We start from the raw sequence: 20,078 nt of genomic DNA on the forward strand, positions 1-20,078 counted from the left end.
GTCGGAGCGTGCTGAATTCCCGTCCGAAGCGGCTTGCGGCCCCTATACCCACCCCCGCACGGAGTAATAGTCGCATCACCGAATCGCGCCAAGATCGTGCCACGGTAAGCTGACGGCATGACAGGACAAGTTCGCACCGTCGACGGTCGCGTCGCCGGGCGACGTGGACAGGAGACGCGGCAGAAGCTGCTCGACTGCCTCCGCGAGATGCTCAGCACGTCGCCCTATCGGGACGTCAAGGTCATCGACGTCGCCCGTATGGCGGGTACCTCCCCCGCGACCTTCTACCAGTACTTCCCGGATGTCGAGGGCGCTGTCCTCGAGATCGCCGAGGAAATGGCCAAGGACAGTGACGCGCTCAAAGAGCTCGTTGCCGGAAAGTCCTGGGCAGGGAAATCCGGAGTCACCACTTCTGAAGAACTGGTGGACGGATTCCTTGCCTTCTGGCGCAAGAACGACGCCATTCTCCGAGTGGTCACGCTCGGTGCCGCCGAAGGGGACAAGCGGTTCTTCAAGATCCGCATGACCGTCCTCAACGCGGTCGCCAAGCCGCTCACGGATGCCGTCAAGGAGCTCCAGGCCAAGGGCCAGGCCGACAAGTCGCTCGACCCGGCGGCCGTCTCCGGGGCGCTGGTCTCGCTGCTCGCCTCCGCGGCCGAGCACGGAAAGGCCTTCACGTCCTGGGGCGTCAAGGTCAAGGACCTCAAGCCCAACCTCGCTCCCCTGGTGTACCTGGGCGTCACCGGCAAGAAGCCGCCCAAGTAGCACCATCCCTTCTATCCACCATCCGATCCGCGCGCATCCCCGGCCTCCTGTCCGGGGAACGACGGACGGCGGCCGTGTCCTCGGGGGAGGTTCGCCGACGTACCGCAGCGCGCCAGACATGCCGGTGGGCGGGACCTCGGAAGGTCCCGCCCACCGGCATGTCCGCAGGTGCTACGGGCAGCGCACGACCTGGCCCGCGTACGCCAGACCGCCGCCGAAGCCGAACAGCAGCACCGGGTCACCGGAGGCCAGCTCGCCGCGCTCGACCAGCTTGGACAGCGCCAGCGGGATGGAGGCCGCCGAGGTGTTCCCGGAGTCGACGACGTCGCGGGCGATCACCGCGTTCGGCGCGCCCAGCTTGTTGGCGATCGCGTCGATGATCCGCAGATTGGCCTGGTGCGGCACGAAGCCCTTGAGCTCGGACGGGTCGATGCCGGCCTTCTCGCAGGTCTGCCGGGCCAGCGGGGCGATCTTCGTGGTGGCCCAGCGGAACACCGCCTGGCCCTGCTGACTGATCACCGGGTCCCAGCCCGTGATCACCACCGCGTCGCCCTTCTCGGGCTCCGAACCCCACACCACCGGGCCGATGCCGGGCTCCGCGCCCTCCTCCTGCACCTCGACCACGGCCGCGCCCGCGCCGTCACCGAAGATCACGCAGGTGGACCGGTCGGTCCAGTCGATGGTGTCCGACATCCGCTCGGCGCCGATCACCAGCGCGAGCCGCGCGGCCCCGGCCCTGATCGCGTGGTCCGCGGTCGCCAGCGCGTAGGAGAAGCCGGAGCAGACGGTGTTGATGTCGTACGCGGCCGGGGAGCGGACACCGAGGCGCGCCGCGACGGCCGCGGCGGTGTTGGGGCTGCGCTCCACCGCGGTGCAGGTGGCCACCACCACGAGGTCGACGTCCTCGACCGAGCGGCCGCTGTTGGCGAGCGCCTTCTGCGCGGCCTCGGTGGCGAGGTCCACCAGGGTCTCGCTCTCCGCGATGTGCCGGGTCCTGATGCCCACGCGGCTGCGAATCCACTCGTCGTCGGTGTCGACCAGCTTCGACAGGTCGTCGTTGGTGAGGACCTTCGGGGGCTGGTAGTGGCCCATGGACACAATGCGGGATCCGCTCATACAGCCACTCAACCGGGTTACCGGCTGGTCCGCAGGGCATGCCCGGCTACAGGATCCGGCCCCGGAACCTGTAGGGGGCGGACAACAGCCCTTGGCGCGTCAGGGCCGGTCAGAGCCCCGGGGCCGTCGTCCGACCTCCGCTCAGGCCGCCAGCGAGTCCGCATCACCCATCACGATCATCGGATGCGCCGCCGGATCGAGGGTGCGTATGAGCTGCGCCATCTTGTCCTCGGGGACGGAGATGCAGCCGTGGGTGGGGCCGCCGTGGTCGACGTGGATCCAGATCCCGCCGCCCTTGCTGTTGCCGTCCGGGCGCCGGGTGTCCAGCGGGGAGTTGCCCGAGACCCGGTTGTAGTTGATCGCCACCACGTAGTCGAAGGAGCCGGCGAGCGGCTCGCCCGCGAAGCCGGTGCCGCCGACCACGAAGCTCGGGTCCTTGTCGTACGGGAGCTTGCTGCCCGGGTCGGCCTTGCGCCCGCCGGCGTCGGTCAGCGCGAAGACGCCGATCGGGCTGCGCAGGTCACTGTCGTGGTGGTCGGTGGTCCAGCCGCGGTAGGCGTTGTGGCCGGCCCAGCTCTCGCCGGCCTGCCAGCGGCCCTCGGCGGTGCGGGTCCAGACCGTCACGGTGGTCTCGTTGCTGTCCTTGCCCTTGCCGGAGGCCAGCACCACCTGGTTGGTCTCGGCGGGTATCCGCGCGGCGAAGGCGGCGCCGATGCCGGGTATCGCGTCCACCGAGGCGTCCGTCCGGCTCTCGCTGCGGCTCGCCGCGGCGGGGTCGGTGCGCTGGGGGTCCGCCGCCGCCCCGCCCGCCGCCGCGCCGCCCGCCGCCTCGGCCGCCGGCGGTGCGCCGAGGGCCTGGTCGGGGGTGCTGTGCGGCTCGGGGGTGCCGCCGGCGTCGGCCCGGGTGGCGGACGCGTCCGTGCGGCCGGGGCCGACGGTGTACCAGCCGGCGCTCACCGCGAGCAGCAGCGCGGTACCGGCCGTCAGGGCCCGTCCGTGGCTCTTCTTCTCCTTCGCCTTGCGCCGGCGGCCGCGCGCGGGCGGCGCGGTGGTGGCGGCTGACGGCCCGGGGGCCGCGGCGGGCGGCGGGGCGGTGTGGACGGGCGCGGGCTGTTCGTACAGCCCGTGCGCGTCCTCGTACGGCGGCTCGGACGGCTGCTCGTAGGACGGCCGGTAGGACGGCTCGGACGGCTGCGGCTCGTACGGGGCCTGCTCGAACCGCTGCCCGTACCCCTCGGCCGGCTGCCGGTGGAGCTCCTGGGGGTACGGCCGGTACGGCTGCCGGGGCTGCTCGTACACCCCGCCGTACGTGTCGTAGGTCTCGTGCGCGCCGTGCGCCTCGTGCGCCTCGTGCGTCCCGTCTGGGCCGCGCTGCCCGCGGGTCTCACGTGGCTCGTACACCGCCTCGAACGGCCGGTCGTACGCCTGCCCGTACGCCTGGTCGAATGACTGCTCGTACGGCTGGTCGGCCTCGTGCGGCGCGACCCTCCGGGCACCTGCCTGGGGCTGCGCGTGGCCACGATGAGATCCGGACATACGGCCGATCCTGCCAAACAGAGGCCCGGTTGGGAAACCCGTCCCACGAAGTGACGCCCGGCCAGCAGTCGGCTCCCGGCCCTCGCGGGGGCCGGGAGCCGACTGCGGCGCTGGTCAGAGACGCATGGCCTGCGGGGTCTCGCGACGGGCGAGATCCGGGCCGTCGTACTCGCGGATGACCTCGTAGCGGGTGTTGCGCTCCACCGGACGGAAGCCCGCGTCGCGGATCAGGCCGAGCAGGTCGTCCCGGCCGAGCTTGTTCGGCGTGCCGAAGTTGTCCGCGTCGTGGGTGATCTTGTACTCCACGACCGAGCCGTCCATGTCGTCCGCGCCGTGGCTGAGCGCCAGCTGCGCGGTGGTCACCCCGTGCATCACCCAGAAGACCTTGACGTGCTGAACGTTGTCGAAGAGCAGCCGGGAGACCGCGAAGGTCTTCAGCGCCTCGGCGCCGGTCGCCATCTCGGTACGGGCCATCAGCCTGTTGCGCACGACGCCGTCCTTGGAGTCGTGGAAGTCGTGCTGGTAGCGCAGCGGGATGAAGACCTGGAACCCTCCGGTCTCGTCCTGGAGCTCACGCAGGCGCAGCACGTGGTCGACCCGGTGCCGGGGCTCCTCGATGTGGCCGTAGAGCATCGTCGACGGCGTCTTGAGGCCCTTGCTGTGGGCGAGGCGGTGGATCCGCGACCAGTCCTCCCAGTGGGTGTCGTGGTCGACGATGTGCTGGCGGACCTCCCAGTCGAAGATCTCCGCGCCGCCGCCGGTCAGCGACTCCAGGCCGGCGTCGATCAGCTCGTCCAGGATCTCGTCCGCGGACAGGCCGCTGATCTTCTCGAACCAGTGGATCTCGGTCGCGGTGAACGCCTTGAGCGAGACGTTCGGCAGCGCCGCCTTGAGCTCCCGCAGCGAGCGCGGGTAGTAGCGCCAGGGCAGGGTCGGGTGCAGGCCGTTGACGATGTGCAGCTCGGTGAGGGAGTCCACCTCCATGGCCTTGGCCAGGCGCACGGCCTCCTCGATGCGCATCGTGTACGCGTCCTTCTCGCCCGGCTTGCGCTGGAACGAGCAGTACGCGCAGGAGGCGGAGCAGACGTTGGTCATGTTGAGGTGACGGTTCACGTTGAAGTGGACCAGGTCGCCGTTCTTCCGCGTCCGCACGTGGTGGGCGAGACCGCCCAGCCACGCCAGGTCGTCGCTCGCGTAGAGCGCGATCCCGTCCTCACGGGTCAGCCGCTCACCCGCGTAGACCTTCGCCTCCAGCTCGCGCTTGAGCCCTGCGTCCATGCGGTGACCCGCCTCCTCGCTACCTTGCGTTCAATGGCCGGAACCGAGCCTACGCCTACACCCCGGGACGCTCCGACTACACCCCGAGCAGCTCCGCCAGCAGCCGCGGTTCGATGTTGCCCCCGCTGACCACGGCGGCGAAGACCCGCCCGTCCAGCTCGCCGGCCCGGTGGAAGTACGCCGCCGGGGCGACCGCACCGGAGGGCTCGGCGACCAGCCGGCCACGGCGGGCCAGCAGGGCCACGGTGGCCCGGATCTCGTCCTCGGTGACGGTGACGATGTCGTCGACGTAGGCCTGGAGGTGCTCGAAGGGCAGCAGGCCGACCGACGGGGTGCGCAGCCCGTCCGCGATAGTCCGGTAGGTGTCCGCGACCGGCCACTGCGCCCGGCGGCCGGTGCGCAGGCTCTCCTGGGCGTCGGCGGCGAGTTCGGGCTCCACGCCGATCACCCGCACGCCCGGGCAGGTCAGCTTGAGGGCCGCCGCCGTGCCGGAGATCAGCCCGGCGCCGCTGACCGGCACCAGGACGGTGTCCAGCTCGTCGGGCGCGTCCTCGCCGATCTCCAGGCCCACCGTGCCCTGGCCCGCGATGATGAACGGATCGTCGTACGGCGGCACCCAGACATACCCGTGCTGCTCGGCCAGCTCGGCCGGCAGGGTGTCCCGCTCACCGGGGCCGACCAGGATCACCTCGCTGCCGAACGCGCGGGTGTTCTCGACCTTGACGGCCGGTGAGGTGTCCGGCATCACGATCACGGCCTTGACGCCGAGCAGCTGGGCCGCGTACGCCACCGCCTGGGCGTGGTTGCCGCTGGACTGGGCGACCACACCCCGGGCGCGCTCGGTGGCCGTCATCGCGGCCAGCCGGTTGTACGCGCCCCGGATCTTGAACGCGCCGGTCGGCTGGAGGCCCTCCGGCTTCAGCCAGAGCCGGCGGCTGCCGTCGTTCGCCCACGGGCTGGGCAGCAGCGGCGTACGCACCGCCACCCCCGCGATCCGCTGCTGCGCCGCGCGCAGCTCCTCCAGGCCGACCAGTGCCATCCGACTACTCCCCCGTCTCCATTGGCAGCTCGCTCACCCGGTTCTCCCACTTGGTGGAGAGCACGACGGTGGTCCTGGTACGGGCCACGCCCTTCGTGCCGGAGAGCCGCTTGACCACCGATTCCAGGCCCTCCACGTTGGAGACCCGGACCTTCAGCATGTACGAGTCGTCACCCGCGATGAACCAGCAGTCCTCGACCTCGCCGAGCTCCTTCAACCGGTGCGCGACGTCCTCGTGGTCGGCCGCGTCGGTGAGCTGAAGCCCGATCAGGGCCGTGACGCCGAAGCCGAGCGAGGCCGGATTGACCGTCGCGCGGTAGCCGGTGATGACGCCGGCCTGCTCCAGGCGGTTGATCCGGTCCGTCACGCTCGGGCCCGACAGGCCGACCAGCCGGCCCAGCTCGGCGTAGGACGCGCGGCCGTTCTCCCGCAGTGCCTGGATGAGCTGTCTGTCCACCGTGTCCATATACCGTCCGCGTCCTTCCGAACCTCACCAGACCCACAGATCATTATCCGGAATCAAAGGCGCCATGCGCGGAACAACCCGGATATCGCAAAGAACATACTCTCCCGTAGCGGGGCCGCTCACTCCCCCTTGCCCACCGCCCCCAACTCCCCCTCCCAGCGCCGGTACAGCTCGTGTCGCACGCCGACCGCGTCCAGTACCCGCCCGGCCACGAAGTCCACCAGCTCCCGCACGGTGGAGCCGCCGGCGTAGAAGCCCGGCGAGGCGGGGAGCACGACGGCGCCCTGCGCGTCCAGTTCCACCAGATGCTTCAGCGTCACCCCGTTGAGCGGGGTCTCGCGGACGCAGACCACCAGCGGCCGGCGCTCCTTGAGGGTGACGCTGGCGACCCGCTGGAGCAGGTCCTTGCTCAGCCCGAGCGCGATCCCGGCCACCGACCCGGTGCTGGCCGGGACGACGAGCATGCCCTTGGCTGGGTACGAGCCGCTGGAGGGGCCGGCCGCGAAGTCCCCGGCCGACCAGTAGCGGACGGCGTCGAGCTCCGCCGTCCCCAGCCACCGCGCCAGGTCCTCGCGCCAGTGCGCGTCCCGGAAGGAGATCCCGGTCTCGTCCAGGATCGTCAGCCGCGCCGCCCGGCTGACCACCAGGTCCACCGCCTCACCCGCGGCCAGCAGCCCCCGGATCACCGACCTGGCGTACGGCGTCCCCGACGCCCCCGAGACCCCGACCACCCATGGCTCGCGCACACCCTGCTCCACAGTTCCCATAGGGCTTAGTTCTATACGCAGAGCCCTGCGAGGATGGCCCCATGGCGCCGACGCTGATCGATCTGACCCACGCCGTCACCACCGGGATGCCCGTCTACCCCGGCGACCCGGAGGTCGCCCTGGTGCCCGCGCTCACCACCGCGACCGCCGGGGTGAACGTGCTCGGCCTGCACCTCGGCTCGCAGTCGGGCACCCATGTGGACGCTCCGTACCACGTGGACGTCACCTGGCCGACCCTGGACGGGCTGCCGCTGGAGCGGTTCACCGGCCCGGCGGTGGTCGCCGACCTGCGGGGGCTGGAGCCCCGGACGGCCGTCACCCCGCAGCTGCTGGCCGCCGCCCTCGCGCTGGTGACCCCGGGCACGGTCCTGCTGCTGGCGACCGGGTGGCCCCGGTACTGGGGCACCGACCACTACCTCGCCCACCCCTACCTGACGCCCGCCGCGGCGGAGGCGATCGTCGCCGCCGGGGTGCGCACGCTCGGGGTGGACGCCCTCAGCATCGACGCCACGCCCGACCCCGGCCCGGGCGACCCGGCGGTGGCCGCGCTGCTCGCCGACCTCACCGACGAGCACGACGAACACGGCGGCGCGCAGCAGGCCGAGCAGTCCGGCCTCGCCGCACACCGGGTACTGCTCGGAGCGCCCGGCGGCGGTGTGATCGCGGAGAACCTGACCGACCTGACGGCGCTGCTGGAGGCCCAGGCGGCCGGGCGGCCGGTGGAGGTCTCACTCTTCCCGCTGCGACTGGTCGCCGCGGACGGCGCCCCGGTGCGGGCCGTGGCGAAGATCGCATAGTCACTTCCCGCTGCGGGTCCGGAATATGTACTGTCCCGTCGTGGACAACTTGATCTTCACCATCGCGCGTTCCTCGCTCAACCGCTACGTCCTGTGGGCCGGCATCGTCCCCTGCATGCTCCTGGCCGCCAGCAGGACCACCCACCAAGGCATCCTGCCGGTCCTCGTCGGCGGGCTCACCGTGATCACGGCACTGTCCCTGTTCATGGCCGTCGGGAACGCCACCGAGTTGTCCCGCACGGGCATCCGCCGCCGACGCTTCTTCATCTGGAGCGCCCCACTGCCCTGGAGCGAGATCGCCGTGATCCGGGAGGAGGCGAAGTCGAAGAACGCCACCGTGCTCAGGGTCGTCATGCGGGACGGGAGCACGCACGTCCTGGCGCAGCCGATCAACCTCACCTCGGCCCCCGACCCCGACTACGCCGGGCGCCGGGACCAGTTGCTCGCGTACTGGGAGCGCCACCGCACCGAGCAGCCGCTCCAGAACGCCTGAGGGGACCCGCAGCCATGGCAGAGATCATCGGAGTGATCGAGCGGCTCTGGCGCTACCCGGTGAAGTCCACCGGCGGTGAACGGCTCGAATCCGTCGAGGTGGACGCGCGCGGGCTCGCCGGCGACCGGCTCTACGCCGTACGCGACAGCGCGGGCAGGTTCGGCTCCGGCAAGAACACCCGGCGCTTTCGCCGGATGGACGGCCTGCTCCAGCTCGGCTCCCGGCTCGGCGGGCGGCTCGACCGCCCCGAGCTGCTGGACCCGCTCGGCCGGCCGGTCGCCGACCCCGACGCCTACCTGCGCGCCCACCTCCGGCGCGAGGACGTGGAACTGGCCCGCGAGGGGAGCGTCTCGCACTTCGACCAGCTCCCGGTCAGCCTGCTGACCACCGCCACCCTGGACTGGGTCCGCCGGTCCGCACCCACCGCGGTCGTCGACGAACGGCGCTTCCGGCCGAACATCCTGCTCCGCACCCCGCCCGGCACGCCGCCGTTCGTCGAGGACGACTGGTTCGGCCGCGAGGCCCGGGCGTCCAACGACGCGGGGGCCCGACTGGTGTTCGTCAGGTCCAGCGAACGCTGCGTCATGACCGGTGCGCCGCAGACCGGACTGCCGCACTCCCCGGAGATCCACCGGGCCATCGCCCAGGCCCACGCCAACCGGCTGGACGTCCTCGCCGAGGTCGGCGCCCCAGGTCTGCTGAGCGTCGGCGACACCCTCGCCCTTCACTGAGCCAGGCCCGGGACGGGCCGGCGGGGCAGGCTATCGCGACAGCCCGCCCGCCGCGGCACCTTCCCTGGCGAGCACCGCAGTTGTGGCCAAGCCGCCGACGGGCGCCGGGCCTGGGGCATACCCTCGCTGTCAGGGCCGTACCGCAGGGGCATCCGCCCGGTGGCGGCCGACCACGGGTGACGGCACGACAGAAGGGGGCGCTGTGGACGCTCGCACGAACAGCCGTACCGCCGCCCGGTGCGGCGGCCCGCCGCGACAGCCGCCGCGCCCCGGACGGGCGAGGTGAAGCCGCCACCCGCCCGGGTCACCTCACTGGCGCAGGACCTGCTCCGGCTCACGGGCCAGCAGAGCCGGATCCGGCGGACGGAGGGCGGCGGCTACCGGTTGACCATCGTCAAGCCGACCGGGCTGGACTCCCACCGGACCCTGGCCGTGCTGCGCGCCCTGCTGACGGCCGACCGCTTCGGGGACAGCAACCGCTCGGTGTGGGCGGAGCTGGACCTGGTGCCCGGCGCACCCGACCAGAAGAGCGGCCCGGTCGGCGGGGGCGGCGGGCAACCCGGTCGGCAGCCCCGCTAGGAGGCCCTGATCAGGCAGAACGGATGGCCCGCGGGATCCGCGTAGACCCGCCAGCCGTCGTACTCGCGCAGCGGGGTCGCGCCGTGGGCCACCACCTCGCGCTCGGCCGCGTCGAGGTCCGGGACGTCGATGTCGAGGTGCACCTGCTGCGGGTGGGCCGGGTCCGGCCACTGCGGCGGGTGGAAGTCCTCGGCCCGCTGGAACGCCAGCACCGCGCCGCCCTCGGTGTGCAGCGTGGACCAGCTCTCGTCCAGCGACCAGCGCGGGTCGGGCCGGTCCACCTCCCCGCCGAGCAGCGCCGCGTAGAAGCGGGCCAGCGCGGCCGGGTAGTGGCAGTCCAGGACGATGCACTGCAGCGTGCCGATCATGCTGACGCACTCCTCTGTGAACCGGTGGGCCGGTGGGCCGTGGGCCGGGGTGATCCTCCGACGGGTGGAAGGATCCCGGTCCGACCCTAGGCGGGGGAGCCCCGGACGGCCAGGACTCCCCGCCACGGCCGGGCGGCTCAGACGCCCAGGCCCCGGATCACCAGGTCCAGCAGGGTGAAGAGGAAGAGCGAGATGCCGACGAACCCGTTGGTGGTGAAGAACGCCCGGTTGAGCCGGGAGAGATCACCGGGCTTGACGATCGTGTGCTCGTACCCGAAGGCGACGATCACGACCGCCAGCCCCAGCCAGAAGGCCGTCCCGGCGTCCGTGAGCGCGCCGTACCAGCCGAGCAGCAGGGTGGTGACGACATGGCAGGCGCGGGCGCCGTACAGCGCGGCGGGCACGCCGAAGCGCGCCGGGACGGAGCGCACGCCCTCGGCCCGGTCCGCGGCGACGTCCTGGCTGCCGAAGATCAGGTCGAAGCCGCCGATCCAGATGCCGACGGCCAGGCCCAGCACCACCGCGTCCCAGGACCAGCTGCCGGTGACGGCCAGCCAGGCGCCGATCGGCCCCATCGCCTGGGCGAGGCCCAGGATGGCGTGCGGGAAGTCGGTGAAGCGCTTGCCGTACGGGTAGACCACCATCGGCACGACGGCGATCGGCGCCAGGGCCAGGCAGAGCGGGTTGAGCAGGGCGGCGGCGCCGAGGAAGAGCACCAGGGCGATCGCCGAGCCGGTGTACGCGGTGCGCAGCGAGACGGCGCCGGTGACCAGCTCACGGCCGGCCGTGCGGGGATTGCGGGCGTCGATCTCGCGGTCGATGATCCGGTTGGCGGCCATCGCGAAGGTGCGCAGGCCCACCATGCAGATGGTGACGAGCAGCAGCTTCGTCCAGTGCACCCGCCCGTCCAGCTGGTACATCGCGGTCAGGGCCGCGATGTAGGCGAAGGGGAGGGCGAAGACGGAGTGCTCGATCAGGACCAGGCGCAGGAAGGCCTTGGCGCGGCTCGGCGGGGCCTCGAAGGCGGCGGTGGTCACAGCCCGTACTCCCGCCAGCGCTTGGTCACCAGGGCGGCCGTCTCCGGGTCGGAGCTGACCATCTCGGGCCAGCCGCCGTCGCGGGTGTAGCCCTCCTCGGGGAGCTTGCGGGTGGCGTCGATGCCCGCCTTGCCGCCCCAGAACTGCTGGTAGGAGGCGTGGTCGAGGTGGTCGACCGGGCCCTCCACGACGGAGAGGTCGCGGCTGTAGTCGGTGTTGCCGAGCGCCCGCCAGGCGACCTCCTGGTAGTCGTGCACGTCGCAGTCGGCGTCCACCACGATGATCAGCTTGGTCAGCGACATCATGTGGGCGCCCCAGATCGCGTGCATGACCTTCTGGGCGTGCTTGGGGTACTTCTTGTCGATCGAGACGATCACGCAGTTGTGGAAGCCGCCGGCCTCGGGGAGGTCGTAGTCCACGATGTCCGGGATGATGATCTTCAGCAGCGGGAGGAAGAAGCGCTCGGTGAACTTCCCGAGCGGCCCGTCCTCGGTCGGCGGGCGGCCGACCACGATGGACTGCAGGATCGGCCGGCGCCGCATCGTCACGCAGTCGATGGTCAGCGCCGGGAACGGCTCCTGCGGGGTGTAGAAGCCGGTGTGGTCGCCGAACGGGCCCTCCGGGAGCATCTCGCCGGGCTCCAGCCAGCCCTCCAGCACCACCTCGGCGTCGGCGGGCACCTGGAGCGGGACGGTCTTGCAGTCGACCATCTTCACCCGCTCGCCGGCCACGAAGCCCGCGAACAGGTACTCGTCGATGTCGCCGGGCAGCGGCGCGGTGGCCGCGTACGTCACGGCGGGCGGGCAGCCGAAGGCGATCGCGACCGGCAGGCGCTCACCGCGCTTGGCGGCGACCGCGTAGTGGTTGCGGCTGTCCTTGTGGATCTGCCAGTGCATGCCGATGGTGCGCCGGTCGTGCCGCTGGAGGCGGTAGAGGCCGAGGTTGCGGACGCCGGAGTCCGGGTCCTTGGTGTGGGTCAGCCCGAGGTTGAAGAAGGAGCCGCCGTCCAGCGGCCAGGTGAACAGCGCGGGCAGCTCGTCCAGGTTGACGTCGTCCCCGGTGAGGACGACCTCCTGGACGGGCGCGTCCTTGACGTTCTTCGGCGGCACGTGCGCCATCGAGGCCAGCTTGCCGAAGGCGTCCCTGAACCCGGTGAAGCCGTGCGGCAGCTCGGGCTTCAGCAGGCCGGCGATCTTCTCGGAGATCTCCTCGGGGCCCTTGAGCCCGAGCGACTTGGCGAGCCTGCGCTCGGTGCCGAAGACGTTCATCGCCAGCGGCATCGGGGAGCCCTTGACGTTCTCGAACAGCAGCGCGGGGCCCTTGGCCTTCTGCACCCGGTCGACGATCTCGCCGATCTCCAGGTAGGGGTCCACCTCGGCCTTGATGCGCTTGAGGTCGCCTTCGCGTTCCAACGCCCGGAGAAACGAGCGGAGATCGTCGTATGCCATGCCAGCCAGTATCCGCCACCCGGTAGCCTGGCCCGGTCAAGGGGCCCACCTGTCTCCGGGGGAGATCGCCGCCGTGCTGAGGATGCTTCCGTTCCTGATCGTGCTGGCTCTGTGGATCTGGGCCTTCATCGACTGCCTGACCACCCCCGAGGAGGAGGTCCGGCATCTGCCGAAGGTGGTGTGGGTGATCATCATCCTGCTCTTCGGCGAGGTGCTGCTCGGCCCGATCGCCTGGCTGGTGGCCGGCAAGCAGCGCGCGGTCCGCGGGCCGCGCCAGACGCCGTGGGCGGCCGGCGACACCGGGAACGGCGGGTACGAGCGCCCGCGCGGGCGCCAGCTCGCCCCGGACGACGACCCCGAGTTCCTGGCGTCCCTGAAGAAGGACAACAAGCAGCACGAGGACATGCTCAAGCAGTGGGAGGCGGACCTGCGCCGCCGCGAGGAGGAGCTGCGCGGCAAGGACGACCCCGACGCCGGCCGCCGGGGCTGAGCCCGCGCTCCTCCCCGCCCGCGCCCCCGGCCCTACGCGGCCCCCCCGGCCCCTCCCCGGCCCGCCCGGCCCTCTCCTCCACCCTCGCCACTCCCCCGAACAGCCCACCGGGCGGCAACCCGGGCGGGCTGTCCCGTTTTGGCGCATCCCTACGAGCCGGACACCCGCTGAACAGCGCTCTGCGGCCACCCGCCCTTCGGCCGACCATGGGAACGATCCTGCACGCTCCGTAGTCATTCCGTCCGATACGCGGCCCTGACCTGCGGGTTCTCCCGCACTGGGCGCGCTGCGGACGGTGACGCCGCGGCTTCCTAGCAGATCCGGCTGGTGTCCCGCTAAACCCGGATTTCTGTCCAGGGCCGACATCTAAACGCGCGCGACCTTGTACGGAATCGACGCCGAAACCAGCGCGTCGCCCCTCGTACAGTCATAAGTGAAGAAGTGATTCGCAGCCGGGGGCACAGCAGACGTTGGCTGTCGGACAGTTCCCTCACACTTGGAGTGGTTCGAGATGACGGTTGTGCATGAGGCGCCGGTCGGTGACGAGATCCCCGAGATCCCGAACGACGCCCACGGGCGGGTTGCCGAGCTGCACGAGCTTCGCGCACAGGTCCGCCGCGGCCCGAGCGAGAAGGCGACCGAGGCCCAGCACGCCAAGGGCAAGCTGACGGCGCGTGAGCGCATCGACCTGCTCCTGGACGAGGGATCGTTCCGAGAGGTGGAGCCACTGCGCCGGCACCGCGCGACCGGCTTCGGCCTGGAGGCCAAGAAGCCGCACACCGACGGTGTGATCGTCGGCTGGGGCACCGTGCACGGGCGGACGGTCTTCACCTACGCGCACGACTTCCGGATCTTCGGCGGCGCGCTGGGCGAGGCCCACGCGCAGAAGATCCACAAGATCATGGACATGGCCATCGCGGCCGGCGCCCCGCTGGTCTCGCTGAACGACGGCGCCGGCGCCCGCATCCAGGAGGGCGTCACCGCCCTGGCCGGGTACGGCGGCATCTTCCAGCGCAACACCAAGGCCTCGGGCGTCATCCCGCAGATCTCCGTGATGCTCGGCCCGTGCGCCGGCGGCGCGGCGTACTCGCCCGCGCTGACCGACTTCATCTTCATGGTCCGCGAGACCTCGCAGATGTTCATCACCGGCCCGGACGTCGTCCAGGCGGTGACCGGCGAGAAGATCACCCAGAACGGCCTCGGCGGCGCCGACGTGCACTCCGGCATCTCCGGCGTCTCGCACTTCGCGTACGACGACGAGCAGAGCTGCATCGAGGAGGTCCGCTACCTCCTGTCGCTGCTGCCGCAGAACAACCGCGAGATGCCGCCGGCCGTCGTCAGCGACGACCCGGTGGAGCGGCGCAACGAGTCGCTGCTCGACCTGGTGCCCGCCGACGGCAACCGCCCGTACGACATGCGCAAGGTGATCGAGGAGATCGTCGACCACGGCGAGTACCTGGAGATCCACGAGCGCTGGGCCACCAACGTGCTCTGCGTACTGGCCCGGATCGACGGCCATGTCACCGGCATCATCGCCAACCAGCCGCAGTCGCTGGCCGGCGTGCTCGACATCAACGCCTCGGAGAAGGCCGCGCGCTTCGTCCAGATGTGCGACGCCTTCAACATCCCCCTGGTCACCATGCTGGACGTGCCGGGCTTCCTGCCCGGCGTCGACCAGGAGCACGACGGCATCATCCGGCACGGCGCCAAGCTGCTCTACGCGTACTGCAACGCCACCGTGCCGCGGATCCAGCTGATCCTGCGCAAGGCCTACGGCGGCGCGTACATCGTGATGGACTCGCGCTCGATCGGCGCCGACCTCTCCTTCGCCTGGCCCACCAACGAGATCGCGGTGATGGGCGCCGAGGGCGCGGCCAATGTGATCTTCCGCCGGGACATCGCCGGCGCCGAGGACCCCGAGGCCATGCGCGCGCAGAAGATCAAGGAGTACAAGAGCGAGCTGATGCACCCGTACTACGCGGCCGAGCGCGGCCTCGTGGACGACGTCATCGACCCGGCCGAGACCCGCGCCGTGCTCGCCTCCTCGCTCGCCATGCTCCGCACCAAGCACGCCGACCTGCCCAGCCGCAAGCACGGCAACCCGCCGATGTAGCGGTTCGCCCGTCCAGGCCACTCACCGACTTCACTCTCGGGGGAGAAACCCACACCATGAGCGCTTGTGCCGAACCACTCGTCCGCATCGTCCGCGGTTCGCTGAACGACGAGGAACTCGCCGCCCTGACCGCTGTGCTGATGGCCCGTGCGGCCGCCGCCCAGCAGGCCGCGGCCGCCCTCGCCCCGGTCGAGCCGATCGCCAGCTGGCAGCGCCTGGAGCGCCGCCCGGCGTACTACTCGCCGGTCAGCTGGCAGCAGGCCGCCTGACACCGCGTGCACCTGGTCCTGTCACCCCGTCCGCCGGGGCGGCAGGACCAGCGGCGTACGGCGGGCGGTACGTCCGCTCAGACCAGGTGGTCGAAGATCATGGACCACCAGGTGTCCGGCTGCGCGAAGGCGAGCGGGTCCCGGTCCCGGAGGTGGGCCCGCAGCCTGCGGTCGTACGCGGCCCGCTGCTCGTCCGAGGCGTGCTCCGTCTCGGTCAGGCGCAGGGCGACGCGGTAGAGGAACTCGACGAAGTCGGCGAGGGTGGTGTTCACCACCTCCGCCGCGGGCTCCTCACCCAGCGAGAGCAGGATGACGCAGCCGTTGCGCAGGTCGAGGGCGTAACGCATGCCCTGGTCGTCGGTGGGCCGGCCGAGCACCAGGACGGCGACCCGCTCGTCCCCCGCATCCACGGGGACGATGGAGAACTCGGCCGGCTCCGCGCCGATGTCGTTGGTGAACAGCACATCGAGGTACGCGGGCAGCCCCACCTCCGCCAGGACCTCGGCCGCGTCCGCGGGCACGCCGTTCGCTAGGGAGTCGGCCTCGTCGAGGACGACGATCCCGCCCGGGCCGAAGAGCTCGGCCAGTTCCTGTCCGGTGGCCATGCGATGTGCTCCGATGGTGAGTTGGTTCAGTCGGTGGAAGACCCGCCACGCGTGGTCGGCCGGCGCGCGTTCGGTGGCAGGTTACCCGGTGCGCGGCGCGGGCCCGCCGAGCCGCCCTCGGCTCAGCGGGCGAGCCGTTCCCCCCGGCTGCAACCGCCGGGCGGGCCTGCCCGTCTCCTCCGGGGCGGGGAGGAACGCGCGATCCCCGCCGGTTATGCGGCGAACGCACACTGGCTAGAGTTCATATGACAATCCGTGCGCTGGCTTTCAACGGGGGAGAGCATGGGCGTAGTACTGCCCGACGAGGTCGCCTGGGTCCTCGACCTCATCGGTGTCCACTGGCCGAACGTGGACGAGGACGAGTACCGGCAGATGGCCGACGACCTCCGCAGTTTCGCGGGGGAGATCGACGACGGCCGGGCCGAGACCGCCACCGCGGTGCAGCAGCTGATCGCCGTCAACACCGGGGCGGCCACCGAGGCCTTCAACCTGCACTGGGAGAAGCTCTCCGGCAAGCACCTGCACAACATGGCCGAGGCCGGCCGGCTGCTGGCCACGGCGCTGGACGGAGCGGCGGCCCTCATCGAGGGTGCGAAGCTCGCCGCCATCGCCCAACTCGTCTTCCTGGCCGGCGAAGTGGCGGCAGCCCAGGCGGCGGCTCCGCTGACCCTGGGCCTGTCGGAGGTCGGTGCGCTCGGCGCCACCCAGGTCACCCGGATCGCCGTGAAGCGGATCCTGAAGGAGGTCGAGCAGGCGATCGTCGCGGAGCTCATGGCCGTCGCCCAGGAACCGGTGATGAACGCGCTGAGCACCATGGCCACCGACCTCGTCCTGCAACTCGGGGCCAACGCGCTCGGCGTCCACGAAGGCGTCGACTGGAGCAAGATCGGCAGCGACGGCATCGACTCGGCCAAGGACAGCCGCCTGGCGCAGTACACCGGAGCGGGACATGAGTGACGGCTTCAGCTACGACTACGAGCAGACCGAGGCACTCGCCCGGCAGTTCACCACCCACGCCGACCGGGTCCGCAACGGCGCCGGGCGGCACCAGCGCACCGCGGCCGGACGGCTCGCCCGCACCCGCGGCACGGACCCGCTCGCCGATGCGGTGGCGCACACCGCGAGCGAGATCATGCAGGCCATCAAGAAGGCCGAGGACGAGCTGCACCGGCACCTGGGTGACGTCTCCCAGGGCCTCAACCAGATGGCCCGCAACCACCGCGAGCACGACTCGGACGTCGCCAAGGCCCTCACCAGGCTGCAGAACCTGGAGCGGAACGCCGCGCACAGCCACGCGGTCCGCCCGCCGGAGGCGCACGGCCCGGACCGGAGCCTGCCCGCACACACCGTGACGGTCGAGTGGAAGCCCGGGATGCCGAAGCTCGAATTCGCCCGCAAGGCGCTGGCGCTGCGCCGACTGAGCAACCAGGACAAGCTCTTCAAGGCGCCGAAGGTCACGCGCCAGGACGGGCTCACCAACGCGTACAAGGACGCGCTGGTGAAGATGATCCACGCGCAGAACAAGGACAACAAGTCGCTGGCGCGGGCCGCCACGGACAAGGTCACCAACAAACACGTGGTCGGTAATCAGAGCGACCGGGGATCCGGCGCCCTGCAACCGGACCATGTGCATGAACTGCAACTCGGCGGCCTGGACCAGGGCCGCAATCTCGATATGCTCGACGGATACACCAACTGGCACATCGGGACGCAACAGATCACACATCAGATGCGAAATCTCCCGGTCGGCACACCGATCAAGATGAAACTCAAATGGTGGTAGAGGCGTGAACGACTACCTGGCCGACGTCATGACCCTGCTGCGAGACGTCGCACAGGAGAACGAATACCCGGACGGCGAGTTCTACAGCTGCTCGGTCGGCAGGCCCATGGCTCCCGAGGAGATTCCGCCCGGAACGCCCGCCCCGCTCTCCGAGCTGGCCACCGCCGCGGCCAACCTGATCTGCGGATACTCCGTCGAGGTCCGCCCGCTGACCGACCCCGGGCAGTACCCGGTGGGCAGCCGGCTGAACGAGGCGGCCGGCATCGAGAACGGTGACGACTACCGGCTCATCGGCCTCGCACGGGACAACCCGCTGCTCTTCCACGTCCCCGACGGCAGCGTCTGGCGGGTGCCGTTCGACGGCGGACTCTGGTATCAGGAATGCCGGGTGGAGAAACTCGCGGCCTCGATCGAGGATTTCATCACCTACTGGATCGCGGGCCCGATGTTCCCGAATCTGGCCGGACAGGAAGGCGACGACCTGGCCGCGAACGAGTGGTATCGGCTACTGATCCTCTGCGATATTCTCGACCCTCACCGATCAGCCCACCGATCAGCCTAGACAGTATCTGGAGCATCATGGCCACCCATGCCGAACTCGTCGAACTGTTCGGTCCCGCCGGTGTCGCGACCGTCGGCCCCGAGGCCCTGGCCGAGCAGCGGATCCCGCAGGCCGACGCCGAGGTGCTGAGCAGCACCGGCCTGCCCACCTTCCTCGACGTCCTGTTCACCACCGAGACCAAGGGCGAGCCGCAGGCCTTCACCGTCGTCCCGGTCGAGGCCGGGGACGAGCAGGTCCGGGTGCTGGCCCTCGGCGCCCCGACCGACGCCGACGACATGCGGTACTGCCTCGACCTGGAGCACGGCTACGTCATCCTGCTGACGCTCTCCCCCGAGCCCGCCGCGGAGATCGTCAACCGCACGCTGGACGACTTCGTCGAGTTCCTCTACCGCCTGGCCCTCTACAGCAAGCACGTCGAGCGGCTGGGCGAGGCCGAGGCGCAGGCCTACACCGCCCAGCTCGGCGACTACCTGCGCGCGCGGGACCAGTTCGCCTTCGCCTCGCCGGAGAGCTGGTGGAGCATGGTCCTCGACCAGCTCGGCTGAGCCGGCCGGGGCAGGATCAGCACGACGGCGGCGGGCCGGGCCTCGATGGGCCGCTCCGCCGCCGTCGTCGTACTGTCAGACCGTCTGTCCCGTCAGGCCGCCGCGAGCGCCGCCGGGCGGCCGGCGTGCATGACGCTCAGGTTGGCGGCGAGGCGGTTCGGGTCCTGCGCCAGCCAGAGCCTGATGGCGGCCCCGAGCACCGCGCTCGCCGAGCTGATCTGCACGCCGGTGACCTGGGCGATCCGGGCGGCGCCCGGGACCAGCAGGTCGGCCAGCGGCGCGGGCAGCCAGACCGTCAGCGCGCAGGGCGCGGGGGCGGTCAGGGCGGCCAGCAGACGGTAGGCGTCCGCCGGTCCGTGAAGGGTGGGGATGACGTCCAGCAGGCCGTCCGCCACCACCTCCGAGAGGTCACTGTGGTGCCCCTGCGCGAGCCTGCGGAGCAACGTTCGCTCGGCGGCGGTGATTCGGACGGTCAACATGACCTCGTCGCACTCCATTGCGCGATCCTCCTCGACGCTCCCGTACCGGCCTCTGGGCCGGCACGCACTACCCTGCCACAATCTCTGCCATATACGGACACCTGCCGATATCGGCCCATGGGTCCGGCTTTGACGATCCTGCTGGTGCTGCTGGTGCTGCTGGTGCCGGATGACCCGAGGGTCCCGGTGACCCGTCAGCCCGTGGGTACCGGCTGACGGACGGCGGTGCCGTGGAGAACGCGCTCCGCCATGGTGGCGACCATCAGCGGGAACTGCTCCACGGCGATCGGCGGCGAGGCCGGGAAGTCCGCCCGCAGCACCCCGTCGGCGAAGAACGCGCTGCGGCAGCGGCGGCACAGCTGCGCCGCCTCCCAGACCGCCGTCCGCTGCCGGAACCGCTCGGTCACGGCCTGGAACGCGGCCGACTGCTCCCGGTACCGGTTCTTCCCCACGGCGTAGCGCGCGCCGAAGATGCCCAACAGCACCACCGGCAGTACCAGCCGGCCGAAGGCGTGACCGAGTTGGTAGGCGTTGCCGAAGGCCGGGAGGCCGTTCTCGGCGATCGACATCAGCGCGATGAAGGCGAGCAGTGCGCCGATGACGAGGCCCGCCAGCACCCCTCCGCCGGGCTGGGTCCGCGGCGGCGGCCCCGGGGCCGGCGGCGGTGCCACCTGCTGCCACGGCGGGCCGCCCAGCGCCCCCGCGCGGTCCTCGTACGCCGCCCGGACAGTCATCACCTCGTCCGAGCGGTCGCAGCCCGGACAGGCCGCCTGCTTCTCGATCACGATTCCCCCAGTTCGTTCGGACAGTGC

General features: G+C 71.1%; 24 protein-coding genes. 12 read left to right on the forward strand and 12 right to left on the reverse strand.

What is annotated here, in order from left to right:
* Nucleotides 1-117 precede the first annotated feature (117 nt).
* Nucleotides 118-765: a TetR family transcriptional regulator gene (locus ACIBH3_RS29160; protein WP_396315090.1), complete on the forward strand. Its 648-nt coding sequence runs from the start codon at nucleotides 118-120 to the stop codon at nucleotides 763-765.
* Nucleotides 766-936: 171 nt separating this feature from the next.
* Here the strand turns inward: ACIBH3_RS29160 and ACIBH3_RS29165 are convergent, their stop codons facing one another.
* From ACIBH3_RS29165 to ACIBH3_RS29190, 6 genes are all read right to left on the reverse strand, one after another.
* Nucleotides 937-1,881 (reverse strand): beta-ketoacyl-ACP synthase III, encoded by a 945-nt coding sequence (locus ACIBH3_RS29165; protein ID WP_396315091.1) that lies wholly within the window; start codon nucleotides 1,879-1,881, stop codon nucleotides 937-939.
* Between the two features lie 141 nt (nucleotides 1,882-2,022).
* Entirely contained in the window at nucleotides 2,023-3,417 is a 1,395-nt protein-coding gene (locus tag ACIBH3_RS29170; RefSeq protein WP_396315092.1) for a L,D-transpeptidase family protein, read from the reverse strand.
* A gap of 114 nt (nucleotides 3,418-3,531) precedes the next feature.
* Nucleotides 3,532-4,695, reverse strand: coding sequence for an aminofutalosine synthase MqnE (gene mqnE, locus ACIBH3_RS29175; RefSeq protein WP_396315093.1), 1,164 nt, complete (start codon nucleotides 4,693-4,695; stop codon nucleotides 3,532-3,534).
* A 76-nt stretch (nucleotides 4,696-4,771) separates the two neighbouring features.
* A complete protein-coding gene (locus ACIBH3_RS29180; protein WP_396315094.1) occupies nucleotides 4,772-5,734 on the reverse strand; it encodes a threonine/serine dehydratase in 963 nt (320 codons plus the stop codon).
* A gap of 4 nt (nucleotides 5,735-5,738) precedes the next feature.
* Nucleotides 5,739-6,200 carry an Lrp/AsnC family transcriptional regulator gene (locus ACIBH3_RS29185; protein WP_396315095.1) on the reverse strand — a complete coding sequence of 154 codons (462 nt, stop codon included), beginning with the start codon at nucleotides 6,198-6,200 and terminating at the stop codon, nucleotides 5,739-5,741.
* A gap of 119 nt (nucleotides 6,201-6,319) precedes the next feature.
* The gene (locus tag ACIBH3_RS29190) at nucleotides 6,320-6,967 is read right to left on the reverse strand and encodes a UbiX family flavin prenyltransferase (RefSeq protein ID WP_396315096.1); all 648 of its coding nucleotides are present in this window, start codon (nucleotides 6,965-6,967) and stop codon (nucleotides 6,320-6,322) included.
* Nucleotides 6,968-7,008: 41 nt separating this feature from the next.
* Between ACIBH3_RS29190 and ACIBH3_RS29195 the strand changes: the two genes are divergently transcribed.
* The 4 genes from ACIBH3_RS29195 to ACIBH3_RS29210 all read left to right on the forward strand — a co-directional run bounded on the left by ACIBH3_RS29195 (nucleotide 7,009) and on the right by ACIBH3_RS29210 (nucleotide 9,567).
* A complete protein-coding gene (locus ACIBH3_RS29195) occupies nucleotides 7,009-7,764 on the forward strand; it encodes a cyclase family protein (RefSeq protein ID WP_396315097.1) in 756 nt (251 codons plus the stop codon).
* Between the two features lie 40 nt (nucleotides 7,765-7,804).
* Nucleotides 7,805-8,257, forward strand: coding sequence for a hypothetical protein (locus tag ACIBH3_RS29200; RefSeq protein WP_396315098.1), 453 nt, complete (start codon nucleotides 7,805-7,807; stop codon nucleotides 8,255-8,257).
* A 14-nt stretch (nucleotides 8,258-8,271) separates the two neighbouring features.
* Nucleotides 8,272-8,988, forward strand: a complete 717-nt coding sequence (locus tag ACIBH3_RS29205; RefSeq protein WP_396315099.1) for an MOSC domain-containing protein — start codon at nucleotides 8,272-8,274, stop codon at nucleotides 8,986-8,988.
* Between the two features lie 282 nt (nucleotides 8,989-9,270).
* Nucleotides 9,271-9,567 (forward strand): hypothetical protein, encoded by a 297-nt coding sequence (locus tag ACIBH3_RS29210; protein WP_396315100.1) that lies wholly within the window; start codon nucleotides 9,271-9,273, stop codon nucleotides 9,565-9,567.
* Here the strand turns inward: ACIBH3_RS29210 and ACIBH3_RS29215 are convergent.
* From ACIBH3_RS29215 to ACIBH3_RS29225, 3 genes are all read right to left on the reverse strand, one after another.
* Nucleotides 9,564-9,935 carry a VOC family protein gene (locus ACIBH3_RS29215; protein ID WP_396315101.1) on the reverse strand — a complete coding sequence of 124 codons (372 nt, stop codon included), beginning with the start codon at nucleotides 9,933-9,935 and terminating at the stop codon, nucleotides 9,564-9,566. The two genes, ACIBH3_RS29210 and ACIBH3_RS29215, sit on opposite strands and share 4 nt — an antisense overlap.
* Before the next feature lie 137 nt (nucleotides 9,936-10,072).
* Nucleotides 10,073-10,972 (reverse strand): menaquinone biosynthesis prenyltransferase MqnP, encoded by a 900-nt coding sequence (gene mqnP / locus ACIBH3_RS29220; protein ID WP_396315102.1) that lies wholly within the window; start codon nucleotides 10,970-10,972, stop codon nucleotides 10,073-10,075.
* A complete protein-coding gene (locus ACIBH3_RS29225) occupies nucleotides 10,969-12,420 on the reverse strand; it encodes a menaquinone biosynthesis decarboxylase (RefSeq protein ID WP_396315103.1) in 1,452 nt (483 codons plus the stop codon). The genes mqnP and ACIBH3_RS29225 overlap by 4 nt, the downstream gene beginning before the upstream one ends.
* 73 nt (nucleotides 12,421-12,493) lie before the next feature.
* On the opposite strand from ACIBH3_RS29225, the gene ACIBH3_RS29230 reads away from it, so the two are divergent.
* The 3 genes from ACIBH3_RS29230 (at nucleotide 12,494) to ACIBH3_RS29240 (ending at nucleotide 15,292) form a co-directional block, all read left to right on the forward strand.
* Entirely contained in the window at nucleotides 12,494-12,910 is a 417-nt protein-coding gene (locus ACIBH3_RS29230; RefSeq protein ID WP_396315104.1) for a PLD nuclease N-terminal domain-containing protein, read from the forward strand.
* A 511-nt stretch (nucleotides 12,911-13,421) separates the two neighbouring features.
* Nucleotides 13,422-15,023: an acyl-CoA carboxylase subunit beta gene (locus ACIBH3_RS29235; protein WP_396315105.1), complete on the forward strand. Its 1,602-nt coding sequence runs from the start codon at nucleotides 13,422-13,424 to the stop codon at nucleotides 15,021-15,023.
* Between the two features lie 56 nt (nucleotides 15,024-15,079).
* On the forward strand, nucleotides 15,080-15,292 hold the full coding sequence (locus ACIBH3_RS29240; RefSeq protein WP_396315106.1) for an acyl-CoA carboxylase subunit epsilon: 213 nt from the start codon (nucleotides 15,080-15,082) through the stop codon (nucleotides 15,290-15,292).
* 77 nt (nucleotides 15,293-15,369) lie between these two features.
* Here ACIBH3_RS29240 and ACIBH3_RS29245 read toward each other — a convergent pair whose 3' ends face one another.
* Nucleotides 15,370-15,897 carry an SUKH-4 family immunity protein gene (locus ACIBH3_RS29245; RefSeq protein ID WP_396315107.1) on the reverse strand — a complete coding sequence of 176 codons (528 nt, stop codon included), beginning with the start codon at nucleotides 15,895-15,897 and terminating at the stop codon, nucleotides 15,370-15,372.
* Between the two features lie 282 nt (nucleotides 15,898-16,179).
* On the opposite strand from ACIBH3_RS29245, the gene ACIBH3_RS29250 reads away from it, so the two are divergent.
* The 4 genes from ACIBH3_RS29250 to ACIBH3_RS29265 are packed head-to-tail and all read left to right on the forward strand — an operon-like array spanning nucleotide 16,180 to nucleotide 18,787.
* Nucleotides 16,180-16,854 carry a hypothetical protein gene (locus tag ACIBH3_RS29250; RefSeq protein ID WP_396315108.1) on the forward strand — a complete coding sequence of 225 codons (675 nt, stop codon included), beginning with the start codon at nucleotides 16,180-16,182 and terminating at the stop codon, nucleotides 16,852-16,854.
* Nucleotides 16,847-17,680, forward strand: a complete 834-nt coding sequence (locus ACIBH3_RS29255; RefSeq protein WP_396315109.1) for a hypothetical protein — start codon at nucleotides 16,847-16,849, stop codon at nucleotides 17,678-17,680. Before ACIBH3_RS29250 ends, ACIBH3_RS29255 begins: the two co-directional genes overlap by 8 nt.
* Nucleotides 17,681-17,684: 4 nt before the next feature.
* Entirely contained in the window at nucleotides 17,685-18,242 is a 558-nt protein-coding gene (locus ACIBH3_RS29260; RefSeq protein WP_396315110.1) for a hypothetical protein, read from the forward strand.
* A gap of 17 nt (nucleotides 18,243-18,259) precedes the next feature.
* Nucleotides 18,260-18,787, forward strand: a complete 528-nt coding sequence (locus tag ACIBH3_RS29265) for an SUKH-4 family immunity protein (RefSeq protein ID WP_396315111.1) — start codon at nucleotides 18,260-18,262, stop codon at nucleotides 18,785-18,787.
* Between the two features lie 92 nt (nucleotides 18,788-18,879).
* On the opposite strand, the gene ACIBH3_RS29270 is transcribed toward ACIBH3_RS29265, so the two are convergent.
* Nucleotides 18,880-19,266 carry a hypothetical protein gene (locus tag ACIBH3_RS29270; RefSeq protein ID WP_396315112.1) on the reverse strand — a complete coding sequence of 129 codons (387 nt, stop codon included), beginning with the start codon at nucleotides 19,264-19,266 and terminating at the stop codon, nucleotides 18,880-18,882.
* Nucleotides 19,267-19,460: 194 nt separating this feature from the next.
* Nucleotides 19,461-20,051 (reverse strand): hypothetical protein, encoded by a 591-nt coding sequence (locus ACIBH3_RS29275; RefSeq protein WP_396315113.1) that lies wholly within the window; start codon nucleotides 20,049-20,051, stop codon nucleotides 19,461-19,463.
* Between the last annotated feature and the right edge of the window lie 27 nt (nucleotides 20,052-20,078).

Source organism: Kitasatospora sp. NPDC050543 (assembly GCF_044457565.1).
Taxonomy (GTDB): domain Bacteria; phylum Actinomycetota; class Actinomycetes; order Streptomycetales; family Streptomycetaceae; genus Kitasatospora.

What these genes read in the sequence shown, in the direction of transcription:
- ACIBH3_RS29195 (WP_396315097.1), top strand. Translation starts at nt 7,009, where the DNA reads ATGGCGCCGACGCTGATCGATCTGACCCACGCCGTCACCACCGGGATG.
- ACIBH3_RS29250 (WP_396315108.1), top strand. Translation starts at nt 16,180, where the DNA reads ATGGGCGTAGTACTGCCCGACGAGGTCGCCTGGGTCCTCGACCTCATC.
- ACIBH3_RS29165 (WP_396315091.1), bottom strand. Translation starts at nt 1,881, where the DNA reads ATGAGCGGATCCCGCATTGTGTCCATGGGCCACTACCAGCCCCCGAAG.
- ACIBH3_RS29170 (WP_396315092.1), bottom strand. Translation starts at nt 3,417, where the DNA reads ATGTCCGGATCTCATCGTGGCCACGCGCAGCCCCAGGCAGGTGCCCGG.
- ACIBH3_RS29185 (WP_396315095.1), bottom strand. Translation starts at nt 6,200, where the DNA reads ATGGACACGGTGGACAGACAGCTCATCCAGGCACTGCGGGAGAACGGC.
- ACIBH3_RS29225 (WP_396315103.1), bottom strand. Translation starts at nt 12,420, where the DNA reads ATGGCATACGACGATCTCCGCTCGTTTCTCCGGGCGTTGGAACGCGAA.
- ACIBH3_RS29160 (WP_396315090.1), top strand. Translation starts at nt 118, where the DNA reads ATGACAGGACAAGTTCGCACCGTCGACGGTCGCGTCGCCGGGCGACGT.
- ACIBH3_RS29215 (WP_396315101.1), bottom strand. Translation starts at nt 9,935, where the DNA reads ATGATCGGCACGCTGCAGTGCATCGTCCTGGACTGCCACTACCCGGCC.
- ACIBH3_RS29190 (WP_396315096.1), bottom strand. Translation starts at nt 6,967, where the DNA reads ATGGGAACTGTGGAGCAGGGTGTGCGCGAGCCATGGGTGGTCGGGGTC.
- mqnE (WP_396315093.1), bottom strand. Translation starts at nt 4,695, where the DNA reads ATGGACGCAGGGCTCAAGCGCGAGCTGGAGGCGAAGGTCTACGCGGGT.
- ACIBH3_RS29240 (WP_396315106.1), top strand. Translation starts at nt 15,080, where the DNA reads ATGAGCGCTTGTGCCGAACCACTCGTCCGCATCGTCCGCGGTTCGCTG.
- ACIBH3_RS29180 (WP_396315094.1), bottom strand. Translation starts at nt 5,734, where the DNA reads ATGGCACTGGTCGGCCTGGAGGAGCTGCGCGCGGCGCAGCAGCGGATC.
- ACIBH3_RS29270 (WP_396315112.1), bottom strand. Translation starts at nt 19,266, where the DNA reads ATGTTGACCGTCCGAATCACCGCCGCCGAGCGAACGTTGCTCCGCAGG.
- ACIBH3_RS29235 (WP_396315105.1), top strand. Translation starts at nt 13,422, where the DNA reads ATGACGGTTGTGCATGAGGCGCCGGTCGGTGACGAGATCCCCGAGATC.
- ACIBH3_RS29255 (WP_396315109.1), top strand. Translation starts at nt 16,847, where the DNA reads ATGAGTGACGGCTTCAGCTACGACTACGAGCAGACCGAGGCACTCGCC.
- ACIBH3_RS29265 (WP_396315111.1), top strand. Translation starts at nt 18,260, where the DNA reads ATGGCCACCCATGCCGAACTCGTCGAACTGTTCGGTCCCGCCGGTGTC.
- ACIBH3_RS29205 (WP_396315099.1), top strand. Translation starts at nt 8,272, where the DNA reads ATGGCAGAGATCATCGGAGTGATCGAGCGGCTCTGGCGCTACCCGGTG.
- ACIBH3_RS29245 (WP_396315107.1), bottom strand. Translation starts at nt 15,897, where the DNA reads ATGGCCACCGGACAGGAACTGGCCGAGCTCTTCGGCCCGGGCGGGATC.